Below are 14360 nucleotides of genomic sequence, written 5' to 3'. Positions count from 1 at the left end.
ATGGAACAGCCATTAGTAAGTGTAGTTGTGGTTTCATACAACCAATCTAGATATATCGTAGAAATGCTAGATAGTTTGAAAAATCAAACCTACACCAATTGGGAATTGATTGTTGCTGATGATAAATCACAAGACAATTCTACAGAAATTTTTGAAAATTGGCTAACCGAACATAATGTAAACGCACAAAAAATTTTCCACGAGACAAATACAGGTTTGGCTACAACATTAAATGATTGTGTAGAACATTGTACTGGAAAATACATAAAACTAATAGCGGCAGATGATTTTCTTCATCCAGATTGTTTAGCGGAATCCGTCCAAATTTTAGAGGAAAAAGGTAAAAATTATGGAATGGTTTTCACTGATACTTTCTGTATTGATGATCAAAGTAAACTTCTACCAAATATTGCTGATTATAATGCATTAGGAGGAATACCCTCGGAAAATTTTAGAAAAGTATTAATAAAAGGAAATCGTATTGCAGCATTAACTGTGATGATGAGAACAGATGTTTTGAAAGAAACTGGTAAATATGATTCTAATTTCATAGTAGAAGATTACTACAGATGGCTGAAAATTAATGAAAAATATTTAATTGCCTACATCCCAAAAAAGTTAACATATTACAGATGCCATGATACAAATATTTCTGGTTTAAGAGCAGGAAAAATAGCTGAGGAAACTGTGATTTTACAAATGATGTTCGACAAGGATGGAATGGCAAAAACACAGATAGATAATTATTTTTACAAAGCTTATTTTCAGAATACACCTATCTCAAGGAAAGTAATAGATGATTATTACTGCTACCCTTTTAAAAATAGAAGATTACAACTATCCTTAAAATATAAAATCCCAATTGTATTTTATAAATTAATATCTAAAGTTGTTTAATAATGAGTTTATGAATTTGCCAGAAATCTCCATCATCGTTCCCTGCTACAACCAAGCTGAATATTTGGATGAGTGTTTGCAATCTGTTCTCAACCAAACTTTTCAAAATTGGGAATGCATTATTGTAAATGACGGTTCTCCCGATAATACAGAAGAAAAAGCAGAAAAATGGGCGCAAAAAGATGCGCGTTTTAAATATTTAAATAAAGAAAATGGTGGTCTTTCTTCTGCTAGGAATGCTGGGATAGAAATAGCAAAAGGAGAATGGATTTTACCTTTAGATAGTGACGATAAAATTGGAAATAAATACCTTGAACTGGCATCTCACGAATTCAACCATAATTACACCCTGATTTATTGTAAAGCAGAATTCTTTGGAGAAATGGAAGGACCTTGGGAATTAAGGAAATATTCTTATGCCGATTTACTCCTAAAAAATCATATTTTTTGCTCCGCATTTTACAAAAAAGAAGATTGGATCAAAGCGAACGGGTATGATTCTGCCTTTATTTATGGTATGGAAGATTGGGACTTTTGGCTTTCAATTTTAAATCCAAATTCGCAAGTACTTCAATTAAACTATAATGGTTTTTATTACCGAAGAAAGGAAGAGTCAATGGATATATTACTTTACGAATCGCAGAGAAAAATTTTATTTAGCTCTACATTAGTATACACTAAACATTTAACTAAATATTTACCCCTTAATAAAAATCCAATATCAAACTTTAACCTACAATTACAAAATGTAAAAAATATAGATAGAATCAAAAATGAAGTAAATAAAAATTATCTTACAAAACTATTATACAAATTTATTGAGAAATTAAATTCATGAATATCAGCATTTGCATCACCACATACAACCACGAAAAGTACATCGAAGAATGTTTGATGAGCATCTTTGCGCAAGAATTTTCCGGTAATTACGAAATAATAATTGGTAACGATAATTCTTCAGACGAAACAGAAAATATTATTCAAAAGCTTATTGCAAATCATCCAAAAGGAAACAAAATAAAATATTTTAAAAACGTTCCCAATTTGGGATACGTGAAAAATACACTCTTCACATTTTCTAATGCAAAAGGGAAATACATCGCTATTTTGGATGGAGACGATTCTTGGATAGATCATTTAAAACTTCAAAAGCAATTCGATTTTTTAGAAAAAAATTCAACTTATTCTGCAGTTGGCTGCAACTCAAAAACAGTGTATGCCGATTTATCAATTCTTCCTCATGCTTATTCAGAATTGCCTGATAGAAGTTTAGAGAAAGAAGATTTAACAGATATTTCGCTTTTCCAAACTTCTACTTTTTTCTTCAGAAAAGACATCTTAAAAAAAGATTTCCCCACGGATATTCTTTCTGCAGATCGTTGTTTGTATTTACTAGCAGGTTGTTTTGGTAAAATTTATTTTTTCTCAGACCAGATGGCAATTTACAGACAAATTGGTGAAAGCATCTCTAAAAATGTTTCTTTCGAAGTGATGAAAAAAGATTTCGCCATCATTCCTTTCATTAAAAAATATGGCGCAGATTATAAATTATCAAAATTAAAAACCTATTTCTATTATACTTTAATGACTTATCCGAAATCGGTATCCAAAAAGAATTTCGATTTCGCGGCTTTTGGTTATGCTTTCAACAATATTCTTTCTAAATTTACACTTCATCCTTTAAAATTATATTCCGCGATAAAATGGACCAAACATACCATACGTCAGAAATATGATTTTAAAAAAAATGAAAATCAATTTATTTAAAATATGATCATCGGAAACGGACTTATCGCACAATCCATGAAAAGCATCGATGCAGAATCTGTTCTGCTCTATGCTTCCGGCGTTTCAAATTCTTTAGAAACGAAAGAGAGTGAATTTCTGCGAGAAAAAAAATTAATTGAAAAATCCATCATAGAAAATCCAGAGAAATTATTTATTTATTTTTCTACTTGCAGCATCTACGATTCTTCAAAAAATAACAGTCCGTATGTATTGCACAAACTGAAAATGGAGCAATTGATTGCAGAGCAATGCAAAGATTACTTTATTTTAAGAATTAGCAACGCTGTTGGAAACGGTGGAAATGCAAATCTTTTGCTCAATTATTTGGTTAAAACGATTGAGAATAAAACCAAGATCACCGTACATACAAAAGCGACCAGAAACCTAATTGATGTTGAAGATATTGCGAAAATAACCCAAGAAGTCATGGAAGAATTTGCAAAAAATCAAATTGTAAATATCGCCTATCTTCAAAATTACACCATCATAGAAATCACCGAGAAAATTTCAAATATTTTGAACATTGAACCGGATTTACATTTAGAAAAAGAAGGATCTGGCTATCAAATTGAAACTTCAAAAATAGAAAATTACTTCAAAAAAAATAAATTAACAGATAAAGATCAATATCTTCAAAACCTGATTTCAAAATATTACACGCCTTAAAAAATGCCAAAAATCTACATCATCATCGTTACCTACAATGCCATGAAATGGGCAGAAAAATGTTTTTCTAGTTTGCGGAAATCATCTCTTCCTGTGCAAACTATTGTAATTGATAACGGCTCTACAGATGGTACTCAAGATTTTGTGAAAGCCAATTTTCCAGAGGTAGAATTCATTCAATCTCCAGAAAATCTAGGCTTCGGAAAAGCAAATAACATTGGCATAGAAAAAGCCTATAAACAAGGCGCAGATTTTTTTTATTTAATGAATCAAGATGCTTGGGTTTTTGAAAATTCTGTGCAGAAGCTAATCGATGTTTATAATCAGCTTCCGAATAAGAATGAAATAGGAATTCTAAGTCCGATGCATTTAGATGGAAGCGAAAAGAAATTAGATTTACATTTTGAAAACTATATAGGGAAATATGCAAAAACCAATAGACTGATATCTGACATTTTTCTAAAGCAGCAAAAACCTCATTATGAAATCGATTTTGTTAACGCAGCACATTGGTTCTTACCCAAAGACACCATAGAGCAAATTGGTGGTTTCAATCCTTTTTATTTCCATTACGGCGAAGATTATGATTATGTAAATCGCGTATTATTTTTTAAAAAAAAGCTCTTTGTCTGTACAGAAAGTCTTGTGGTTCACGATACAAAACAGACTTTTGCATCACCAAAAAACAATGATGATGCTTATAAAGAAAAATGGCTCTCATTACGACTGCAAAAGCAGACACAGTATATGAATCCTGCGCTGGATTTTGATCCGGTGAAGGAAAAAAAGAAACTTATGAGGGATTTTTATAAATTTCTTATTAAAGGCTATTCTAAAGAGCGTATTGAACAGCGTGAAATGATGAACTATTTTATACCACATTTAGATGAAATAAAGGAACATCGTGAGCAAATTTTGCAATCACCTCATCCTTTTTTAAATATTTAATAAATCTAAATGAGCAAAAAAATTCTTTTTGTATGCTACGGAGATTCTTCTTCACCTAAAGCATGGTCTAATGTACCGTTTCTTTTTTCTGAAAACTTGATGAATCAAGGTTTTGAAATTTTGCGACTAGACCTTTCTCCTAACGAAAAAAATGAAGCTTTATGGGACAAGTATCCAGGAAGAATTCTATCGCGTTTTTTTCCTAATCAACAATATAGTTTTGTTAAAACACCATTTGCCAGAAGAATTGCCTATCGAAAAATTAAAAATGCTGTTAAGAGTAATCCAGATCTTTACTTTACAATTTTTCTAAGTTTTGATTTTTATAATAAATTCAACAAAGTTCCATCATTAATCCTGCATGATTGGACTTATGATATGATTATTTTAGACAGACAAAAAAGAAAACCCTATTTTTTTGAAAAATGGTTTATCAACTATCAACATATTGCATTTCAAAATTCTGAAATAGTGATATCTCTTTTTAAAGATGCACAAAAACTTATTGCCGAACGACACGGTAAAGAAGTGCATCATTTAGGATCTAATGTAGTAAACGAAATCAATCCCAGTAAACCCACAACCAAAGAAATTTTAGCAAAGAAAAATAAATCTCAAGAATTACTTCTCATTGGATCAACAAAATATTTATTAGGTGCAAGAAAGTTAATACAAGCATTTAGAATTTTACAAAAAGAATTTCCAGATTTGGCACTCAACTTTATTAACCTACCAAAAGATAGACTCTTATTAGAGGAAACTGACCGGAATATAACGTGTTATAAATATTTAGACAAAGGAGATGTTGAAGAAAACAAGCAATATTATGAGCTCTTGACCAATGCTAAAATCTTGGTAAACCCTTCGGAGATTTGGGCCGCCTACTCCAGCACAATTGAATGTATGTTTTACTATACACCAATTATCATTGAACCTTATAAAGCATTTACTATGGATTACGGCGAAACAAATAATTTTGGCGTTTATTTACAGAATACCGAAATTTTTACCATTGTAGATAGTATAAGAGGAATTCTTACAATGAATGAAGAATCCTATACAGAGTTATGTATTAAAGCACATGAACTAGTAAAAGACCAAACTTGGGAAAATTATACTAAAAAAGTGGTAGACCTAATGGGCGATGTGAAAAATAAAAACAGCAACTAATTTTATGAAATCACTCCCAATCAGCATCGGAATTCTCGCTTGGAAAAGCACCAAAACACTAAGCAATACTTTGAAATCTTACCAGAAAAACGGTTTGCTAGATTTGGTGGAAGATATCACGATTTTGTTTCAAGAAGTTTCTACAGCTGACAAAAAATTAGCGGAAAAGTATTCTATAAAATACATTGGTTTACAAGAAAATATTGGTATCGGAAAAGGATTTATCCAACTGGCTGAAAATGCTAAATACAATGATATTCTATTTTTAGAACACGATTGGGAACTTATAGAAAACAAAGAAACCGTACAAAATCAATTACAAACTGGTCTCGATTTTTTGAATGAAGGATTTTCCGTAGTTCGGTATAGAAGCAGAAAAAAACCAGGTTTTCCACTCTATTCTTTGCAACATAAAGGCAACGAACTCAATTATTTTGATGATTGGCATCAAGTTACTTCGCCGCATTTATTGGAATCTTTACATTGGTTAGATCCCGCATCAGAATTTCCAGATAAAATTCAAAAAAAAGGTGATTTCTTTGTAACTACAAGTCGTTGGGCAAACTGGACAAACAATCCATTCTTCATCAAAAAAGATTTTTATTTAGAAAAAATTACTCCTTTTGCAGGAGAATCTGTTCATTTTGAAAAAAATATTGCAGCTTGGTGGGTGAAACAAAACTTCAAAATTGCGCAGGGTGAAGGTTTATTTATGCATAATGATTTGCAAAAACACCGCAAAGATTCTACTTTTACACAACTATTAAAAAGGATGAAAAGAAAAATACTAAAAACCTTCGGACAATGAAAATTCTTTTCCACGAGAACGAACTCAATTACCGAGGAACTTCTATTGCTCTTTTTGATTATGCAGATTTTAACGAAAAATATCTCGGCAACGAATCTGTGATTATTTATGATAAAACCTGCAAAACCAACCATCCTTTAGGTATAGAAAAATTTAAAAATAGATTTGAAGTTTTAGAATATACCAACTTTAAAGAAGTAGATTCTTTAATTTTAAAAAATAATATAGATTTGATGTATGCCATAAAAAATGGCGACAAAGACGGTGTAGAAACTAAAGAATGCAAAACTGCAATACATTCTGTGTTCAAACACTTTGAACCTCACGGCGATGTTTATGCCTACGTTTCTGAATGGCTTTCCCAAGAAATGACCAACGGAAAATCGCCTTTTATTCCACACATGGTGAATTTCACCGATGAAACTAAGGAAGATTTGCGGACAGAATTAAACATCCCGAAAAATGCAAAAGTATTTGGATATTATGGTGGTGCAACAAGTTTTAATATTGCTTTTGCGCAAAAAACCATAGAAGAAATTGCTCGGAAATACAAAGATTATTATTTTATTTTCATGGGTGTAACTTCATTTGTAAAAGAAAAATGGTGGAAATCTAACTTAAAAAATGTTCTATTTTTAGCACCAAGTGCAGATGTTTTGCAGAAATTAAAATTTATCAATACTTGTGACGCGCTTTTGCATGCAAGAGAACGCGGCGAAACTTTCGGGATTACTGTTGCAGAATTTGCCTTAAAAAATAAACCCATCATCACTTTTGCAGATTCCCCAGAGAAAGCTCACATAATGGAATTGAAAGAAAATGCGTATTATTACCGAAATCAAAAAGAATTGAAAACGATTATTTTAGATTCAGATTTAACATTAACGGCGCAAGAAAATTACCAGAAATTCTTGCCACATTCTGTGATGGATATTTTTAAGAAAGTGTTTATTGATGAGAAAAAACAAATTATAATTTAGCGACAATAATTAATTATGAACGTATTAAAATCACTTTCTTCCATTATTTTTGATGAGGGAATTATTAATTATGTCAAGCGGAAAAAAGATATTTACAATCTCCAAAATCATCAATTATTATATCCAATTCGCTATAATAATCAAATTACAAAGATTTATTTGCAAGAGAAATTCGGTTATGTAGATCTTTATATTTTTAAATTTGGTATTTATGAAAAATATATTATTGATGATATCCGAGCAACTTTAACCCACGAAAAAATACTTTTAGACATTGGTGGAAATATTGGCCAACACAGTTTGCTTCTTGCACCTTATTGCAAACAAATCTACGCTTTCGAACCCATTCCGGCGGTTTATCAATCTTTTGAAAAAAGCATTCACGCCAATAATTATAAAAATATCACGCTGCAAAACACGGCAATTGGAAGTAAAAAAGAGGTGAAAACTTTTAATTTCGTTTCAGATAATGCCGGTGCAAGTTCTTTTTCCGAAGTGAAAGGTAGAGAAACAACTTCATTGCAAGTGAAAATTGATACCTTAAAAAATGTATTGCCAGAAAATATTACATTTGATGTAGTGAAAATGGATGTTGAAGGACATGAGGCGGTGGTGATTTTGGGAAACAAAGAAATTTTCATAAAAAACAAGCCTATTTTCTTTATGGAATTTAGTCCAAGCAGTATAGAAGCAGAAGGAACGCACGATCCAAAAGAATTGGTGAATTTCTTCTTTGAAAATAATTATGAAATCTACAGTCAAAATTTAAATCAATCTTTTTACGAAGATCGTCCAGAACTTTATCAAAACGACAATTGGATTTTAAGACCTCAGAAAAAATAAATTATGTGCGGAATAGCCGGAATCATCTCTCCAAATGCCAGAAATTATTCTCAGGAATTACAAAAAATGACCGATGCAATTGCGCATCGCGGTCCAGATGCAGCACAGCATGAATTTTATGAAAATGCAGCTCTCGGACATCGCAGATTATCCATTGTAGATCTTTCCGAAACTGGGAAACAACCCATGTTTTCTTCTACGAAAAACGAATGCATCGTTTTGAATGGCGAAATTTATGGCTATCAAGATTTAAAGAAAAAATATGCGGATTATCCGTACCGCGGAACTTCCGACACCGAGGTTATTCTCGCAATGTATCAAGCAAAAGGGAAAAATTTACTAAAAGAACTTCCCGGTATGTTTGCGATTGCAATTTGGGACGAAGAAAAACAAGAATTATTCTGTGCAAGAGATCGCTTCGGCGAAAAACCCTTTTATTATTGCTTCGGAAAAAATGGCGAATTTATATTTGCTTCAGAAATTAAAGCAATTTTAGAATCAGGATTGATCACCCCAAAGGTTAATCGAGAAGCACTATATCATTTTTTACAATACGGCTACGTAAATGCACAGCAAACGATTTATTCTAATATTCACACCTTGCCTCCTGCACATTTTTTAGTTTTAAAAGACGGAAAGATTCACCAGGAAATATATTACAGCATACCAAAAGACGATGTGAAAATTAACCTTTCCGAGGCGAAAGAAAAATTTTCTCACTTATTGAAAAATGCTGTCGAAAAACAATTAATTGCAGATGTAGAAGTTGGAAGTTTTTTGAGTGGAGGTTTAGATTCCTCTACGATTGTAGCAATGGTTTCTGAATTTAAAGAAAAGCAAACCACTTTGAGTTTTGGATATTCAGGAGAAAATAGCGAGCTAAAATTTGCCGAAGAAATTGCAAATAAATACAAAACCAATCACATAGAAATTCACGAAAACAGAGGAGATATTGCCGCAGATTTGCAAAAAATTTCCCCCTTTTTTGATGAACCTTTCTCTGATATGAGTTATACTCCGCAATTTAAAATTTGCCAAGCCGCTTCTAGACATCTAAAAGTAGCTTTGGGCGGAGATGTTGGCGATGAATTGTTTGGTGGATATCATTTTTATACTGTTGAACAGCAACTGCGAAATCACTTTAGTTACAATAAAATTTTGCTAAAATTTGGTTTAAAACAATATGGCAAAATAAAAGAAACAACTTTTGTAACGCAACAAAATATTATCCATAAAAACATTTTAGATTTTCATCAAAATAAAGTTCGAAATTATTTTTCCTCCAAGGAAATGAAAGATTTAGGAATTACTTCTCCATTTCAGCAAGAATACAGTTTCAACATCAACCCAAATTCTGTGAATGATATGATGCGTGTAGATATGGAAAAATATGTTCCCGGAAATATGCTCGTAAAATCCGACAGAATGGCGATGGCAAATTCTCTAGAAGTGAGAACGCCTTTTTTGGATGTAGATTTTGCGGAATTTTGCATTCAGTTGCCAGAAAATTTGAAAATAAACTCTAGCCAAGACAAAATTATTTTGCGAGAAACAATGCAAAATTATTGGACAGACAGCATTAGAAATCGTGGAAAACAAGGTTTTGGATCTTCGGTAGAAAAATGGTTTGAAGAAGATTCTTTGATGAAATTATCTGATGATTTGCTAAAAAATAAGGAAAGTAAAGTTTTTGAATACATAGATTTTTCTACTTCTCAAAAATATTTAAATCAGGACAAAAAACATTGGAATTTGCTGCAATTGGCTTTGTGGGCAGAGAATTATAAAAAATATATTTAATTGAATTAATCCTTCAAGGATTTAAAATCCTTGAAGGATTGAATAAAAAATAATGGTAAACATTTCCGTGATTATACCAGTTTACAATGCTTCTGCTTTTTTAGAAAAAGCGGTAGCATCTGCATTGCAATTGGAAGAAGTGCAGGAAATTATTTTGGTTGAAGACAAATCCACCGATAATTCTTTAGAAATTTGCAAAAAATTAGCTGGGGAAAATTCAAAAATAAAACTTTTTCAACATCCAGACCAAGGAAATCATGGAGCTGGAGCAAGTAGAAATTTAGGTTTAGAAAAAGCTACGCAAGATTTCATTGCCTTTCTAGATGCGGACGATTATTATCTTCCCAACCGTTTTGAAGCGGAAAAAAAACTCTTTCAAAATTCAACAATAGAAGGAGTTTTTGGCGCAATCGGCACAGAATTTCTTTCGGAAAAAGGAAAGAAAGAATTCCAAGAAAAATTTAAAAATGTAGCATTAACTACTTTGAAAAAAGCTTGCGAAGGAAAAGAGATTTTTCGTGGATTAATTGGTTTAGACCCAGAAATCGGAACTTTTTTTCATTTGAATGCTTTAACAATCCGTCGAGAATCTTTAGCAAAAAACAAGTTGAAATTCAATGATCATTTGCGCGTTCATCAAGATTCTGATTTTATTACAAAATTATCTTATTATGTCCATTTAAAAAGTGGAATTATCGACAAAGCAATTGCCATTCGTGGCGTTCATGATGATAATCGGATTACGAAAATAAAACTGTATTCTGCAAAATATAATGAAAGGCAATTCTTACTTTGGAACTCACTTTTTGCTTGGTCTACAAATTTAAATTTGCCAAAAGAAGAACAAAATATTTTCTATTTAAATAAAAATGCTTTTCAACTTGCCACCGAAAATGGATTAAAAAAAGGTATTCATTTACTGAACGTATTTTTGAAAAACCCCTCTATTTTGAAAACTAAATATCGATTTACATATTTAAAAAGATGAGGCTGAACAACTTACAAATACTTCGAGGTATCTCTGCATTATTGGTTTGCTGCTTTCATTTTCGAGAGGAAATTAATTTTGAGCACTTAAAACTTGGCGATATTTTATTTAGCAGAGGAAGTATTGGTGTTCCTATTTTTTTTGTAATCAGTGGTTTCATCATGACTTTCACTACCAAAAAACTAAATTTTCAAGCAGGTAAAAATTTAAAAAAAACAATCGTAGATTTTTATAAAAAAAGAGCAATTAGAATTATTCCTTTATACTATTTCCTTACTATTTGCTGGATGATTTTGGATGGAAATTTCCTTTTATATTTTTCGGGAGATTTAGGTTATCGCCTTTTGCATTCCGTTTTATTTTTACCACAGAAAGACACATTTCCGGTTTTATATCTAGGTTGGTCGCTCAATTATGAGATGTTTTTCTATTTAATGTTTGGAATTTCTCTATTTTTTAAAAACAAAAGATATTATTTCCTTGTGCTTTTCTTCTTATGCACTTATGTATTGGGCTTATTTATCTCTTCAAAAAATGCTTTTTTAGAAATGATCTGCAGCAATCTCAATCTATATTTTGTAGCAGGTATTTTGCTTGCTCACTTTTTAGAAAAGGTGAAAGTGGCGAAAAAATGGTCTATTATACTCATCATTTTCGGGATTACTTCTTTCTGTTTGTTCTTTTTTAAAATATTGATGATAGAAAACCCCTTCATCATATTAGGTATTATCACGAGTTTGGTATTGGCATTTTTACTATTAGATTTCACTTTTCAAAAAGAAGGAAATAAATTTCTGGTATTTCTTGGCGACATTTCTTACTCTTTGTATTTATCGCATCCTTTCGTAGAAATTGTATTCCGTAGATTTCATGCAGATGGATATTTAAGCATTCCTTTTTTAGTTTTAAAATTGGCATTTGTGATCGCATTAGCTGCTTTTTTCTATTATGTAGTAGAAAAAAAAGTAACTGATTTTTTAAAAATTAAATTGAAAGTTTAAATGAAAATCTCCGTAATCATCCCAGTTTACAACGCCGAAAAATACATTGCACAAGCTGTAGAATCTTGCCTGCAATTTGAAGAAGTTTTCGAAATTATTTTAGTAGAAGATAAATCTCCTGATAATGCATTGCAAGTTTGTGAAAAATTAGTAGAAAAAAATAATCGCGTAAAATTATTTCAACATGCCGACAAAGGAAATCACGGAGCTGGAGCAAGTAGAAATTTAGGTTTAGAAAAAGCAACCGGAGATTTTATCGCTTTTCTGGATGCAGATGATTATTACCTTCCCAATCGATTTGACGCAGAGAAGGAACTCTTCAAAAATCCAGAAGTAGAAGGCGTTTATGGCGCAATTGGCGTTTATTATTATACGGAAAAAGCAAAACAACAATTCTATTCGCTTTTTGCAGATCGATTGACCACCGTTTACAAAAAACACGCACCAAAAGAAGTTTTCCGAGGGCAATTGGGAATGCTTGGAAGTTTTGGCTTGTTTAGTATTATTGCGTTAACCATCAGAAAATCTGCTTTAGATAAAAAACTTTCTCCGATGATGAAAATGCATTTAAGGCTTCATCAAGACACAGAATTTTTGTTCAGACTTTCCTATTATTTAGATCTTTATCCTGGGGTTTTAGAGGAAGCTGTAGCCAATCGTGGCGTACATGAAGACAACAGAATTACGCAAGTAGATAGCGGAAAGGTGAAAGCTTCTATTTCTAAAGTATTGCTGTGGACAGAAGTGAAAAATTGGGCAGAAAACGAGCCGAATTTCCCAAAAGAAGAGTTGCTTCACATCCAAAGAATGCAGCGCAGTTTTGATATAGCGAATTCCTCTTTTATAAAAAAATGGGGAAAGATTTTCAAATATTTAATTACAGATTTTCGAAGTATTCGTTCTGGTTTGTATAATATCAATTGGCGAAAAAGTTTATTTTAAATTTTTTCCAAGCAGGTATTTTTTCTCTAAAATTCCATTGATTTCAGAAACAGTTATGAAATTACTTTTTTTGTAAAAACCAAAAGCAGGATTGTTTTTCTCCACTTCTAATTCGTAATAATCAACCGTTTTTTTAGCTTCTTTTTCAAAAGCTTCTAAAAGAATTTTTCCTATTCCTTTTCCATTAAAATTTTGATCGACAACGATATAAACCAACTGACTTTGACATTGGTTTTCTATTTTTTGATGAAAAATTTTCCCTAATAAATGAATGAAATATACAGGATGTTTTACCAAGGCGACCATAGTTTCTTTGATGAAAAAACCTTTATTATTTTTCAAAAAATCATCAAATAAAAGGTCTAACTCATGGGTTCCAAAAACAAATCCTAATAATTTCCCTTCTTCAAATTTACCTAAAAATATACGGGTTCCCTTTTTGGCAAGTAAATGATTTTTATAAAACTTTTCGATAAATTCTACAGAATAATACGCGATGATACTCGGCAAAAACTTCTTGTGAATTTCGGCAACTTGTTTGAGGTCTATTTCTGTAATTTCTTGTATCATTTCAACACCTTATAAATGATTTTTGGTCCAAGAAAATTAGCAATTTTCAGTGGTAATTTTTTCCAAATTTGAATTAAAAATTGAACCATTTTATTTTCTTCCTCGTTTTGATGCGAAGACTTATTTAAATAATAATAATACAATTGAACTTGTACTGCTCCCCAAGATTTTTTGAAAGAGACGGTGCCCTGTTGCTTTTTACTGCGTCCTAAATCAAAAGTAGTGATCTTTTTTTCAATTGCGTGACAAATAATTTCCCAGTACATACCACTATTGAGCGATAGATGATTGTAATCTCTTAAAGTTGCAGCGTAAGGGTGATAAATAGAATGTGAATCTTGCACAAGGCAAGCCGCACCAGCTGGTTTTCCATCGATATACATTACGATAAATTCGGCGAAAAAATCTTTACTTTTACCTAATTCTACCACGATGTTTTTATAAAATTCCTTACCATGAGTTGGCGTTCCTAAATCTCGCCAAGCTGTAGAAATCACCGTGTAGAAATCATCTAACAAATCTAAAGTTCCAAATTTTACAGTATATCCAGATTTTTGAGCTTTTCGCACATGAGTACGTGCTTTTGCTTTTACAGAATTATTCCAAACTTCTTCTTTTCCAGCACTCAAATCTAAAGTAAAAGTGAAATAATCTTTTATCAAAACATTAGAAATATCATCTGATATATTTATTGGCGACCGGTATTTTAAAAGAATTGGAGTGGTAATTCCGTTCAAATCTTTTTTGGTTAAAGTAATGGTTTCGTCTAAAGTTCCACCATCGGTAATATAGGGCGAATTGACGAGCATTTCTTTGGTTCCGGAAAGTATGATTGTGTCTTTTCCGAAAGAAATTTCTTTGCTTTTCAGCGGATAAGTTTTCAATGCCATATCCTTCCAAGAATGAGAATCGGAAAACTTATTTTGTAATTTCATAAGTAACTATTATTTATTATTTGT

At 31.6% G+C, this 14360-nt stretch carries 15 protein-coding genes; 13 read left to right on the top strand and 2 right to left on the bottom strand.

The window, feature by feature from the left end; translation table 11 throughout:
- From HNQ03_RS08590 to HNQ03_RS08530, 13 genes are read left to right on the top strand one after another with little or no spacing between them, the layout of a single operon-like run.
- Positions 1-897 (top strand): glycosyltransferase family 2 protein, encoded by an 897-nt coding sequence (locus HNQ03_RS08590; RefSeq protein ID WP_173779266.1) that lies wholly within the window; start codon positions 1-3, stop codon positions 895-897.
- A 10-nt stretch (positions 898-907) separates the two neighbouring features.
- Complete coding sequence (locus tag HNQ03_RS08585) at positions 908-1735, top strand: glycosyltransferase family 2 protein (RefSeq protein WP_226927467.1); 828 nt, start codon at positions 908-910, stop codon at positions 1733-1735.
- Positions 1732-2664, top strand: a complete 933-nt coding sequence (locus HNQ03_RS08580) for a glycosyltransferase (protein WP_173779265.1) — start codon at positions 1732-1734, stop codon at positions 2662-2664. The genes HNQ03_RS08585 and HNQ03_RS08580 overlap by 4 nt, the downstream gene beginning before the upstream one ends.
- 3 nt (positions 2665-2667) lie before the next feature.
- Positions 2668-3351 carry an NAD-dependent epimerase/dehydratase family protein gene (locus HNQ03_RS08575; RefSeq protein WP_173779264.1) on the top strand — a complete coding sequence of 228 codons (684 nt, stop codon included), beginning with the start codon at positions 2668-2670 and terminating at the stop codon, positions 3349-3351.
- Between the two features lie 3 nt (positions 3352-3354).
- Positions 3355-4299 (top strand): glycosyltransferase family 2 protein, encoded by a 945-nt coding sequence (locus tag HNQ03_RS08570; RefSeq protein WP_173779263.1) that lies wholly within the window; start codon positions 3355-3357, stop codon positions 4297-4299.
- Between the two features lie 9 nt (positions 4300-4308).
- The gene (locus tag HNQ03_RS08565) at positions 4309-5469 is read left to right on the top strand and encodes a glycosyltransferase family protein (protein ID WP_173779262.1); all 1161 of its coding nucleotides are present in this window, start codon (positions 4309-4311) and stop codon (positions 5467-5469) included.
- Positions 5470-5473: 4 nt separating this feature from the next.
- Complete coding sequence (locus HNQ03_RS08560) at positions 5474-6277, top strand: hypothetical protein (RefSeq protein WP_173779261.1); 804 nt, start codon at positions 5474-5476, stop codon at positions 6275-6277.
- Positions 6274-7257, top strand: a complete 984-nt coding sequence (locus HNQ03_RS08555; protein WP_173779260.1) for a glycosyltransferase — start codon at positions 6274-6276, stop codon at positions 7255-7257. Before HNQ03_RS08560 ends, HNQ03_RS08555 begins: the two co-directional genes overlap by 4 nt.
- 15 nt (positions 7258-7272) lie before the next feature.
- Positions 7273-8100 carry an FkbM family methyltransferase gene (locus tag HNQ03_RS08550; RefSeq protein WP_173779259.1) on the top strand — a complete coding sequence of 276 codons (828 nt, stop codon included), beginning with the start codon at positions 7273-7275 and terminating at the stop codon, positions 8098-8100.
- Between the two features lie 3 nt (positions 8101-8103).
- The gene (gene asnB, locus HNQ03_RS08545; RefSeq protein ID WP_173779258.1) at positions 8104-9900 is read left to right on the top strand and encodes an asparagine synthase (glutamine-hydrolyzing); all 1797 of its coding nucleotides are present in this window, start codon (positions 8104-8106) and stop codon (positions 9898-9900) included.
- 52 nt (positions 9901-9952) lie between these two features.
- Complete coding sequence (locus HNQ03_RS08540) at positions 9953-10888, top strand: glycosyltransferase family 2 protein (protein ID WP_173779257.1); 936 nt, start codon at positions 9953-9955, stop codon at positions 10886-10888.
- Positions 10885-11889: an acyltransferase family protein gene (locus HNQ03_RS08535; protein WP_173779256.1), complete on the top strand. Its 1005-nt coding sequence runs from the start codon at positions 10885-10887 to the stop codon at positions 11887-11889. Before HNQ03_RS08540 ends, HNQ03_RS08535 begins: the two co-directional genes overlap by 4 nt.
- Positions 11890-12831 carry a glycosyltransferase family 2 protein gene (locus HNQ03_RS08530; RefSeq protein WP_173779255.1) on the top strand — a complete coding sequence of 314 codons (942 nt, stop codon included), beginning with the start codon at positions 11890-11892 and terminating at the stop codon, positions 12829-12831.
- Here the strand turns inward: HNQ03_RS08530 and HNQ03_RS08525 are convergent.
- Together HNQ03_RS08525 and HNQ03_RS08520 are read right to left on the bottom strand one after the other, a co-directional pair.
- A complete protein-coding gene (locus HNQ03_RS08525) occupies positions 12823-13401 on the bottom strand; it encodes a GNAT family N-acetyltransferase (RefSeq protein WP_173779254.1) in 579 nt (192 codons plus the stop codon). The two genes, HNQ03_RS08530 and HNQ03_RS08525, sit on opposite strands and share 9 nt — an antisense overlap.
- Positions 13398-14336, bottom strand: a complete 939-nt coding sequence (locus HNQ03_RS08520) for a GNAT family N-acetyltransferase (protein WP_173779253.1) — start codon at positions 14334-14336, stop codon at positions 13398-13400. The genes HNQ03_RS08525 and HNQ03_RS08520 overlap by 4 nt, the downstream gene beginning before the upstream one ends.
- Between the last annotated feature and the right edge of the window lie 24 nt (positions 14337-14360).

It is taken from the genome of Frigoriflavimonas asaccharolytica (assembly GCF_013294015.1).
Lineage (GTDB): Bacteria > Bacteroidota > Bacteroidia > Flavobacteriales > Weeksellaceae > Frigoriflavimonas > Frigoriflavimonas asaccharolytica.
This window is presented reverse-complemented; position numbering and strand designations above follow the sequence as displayed.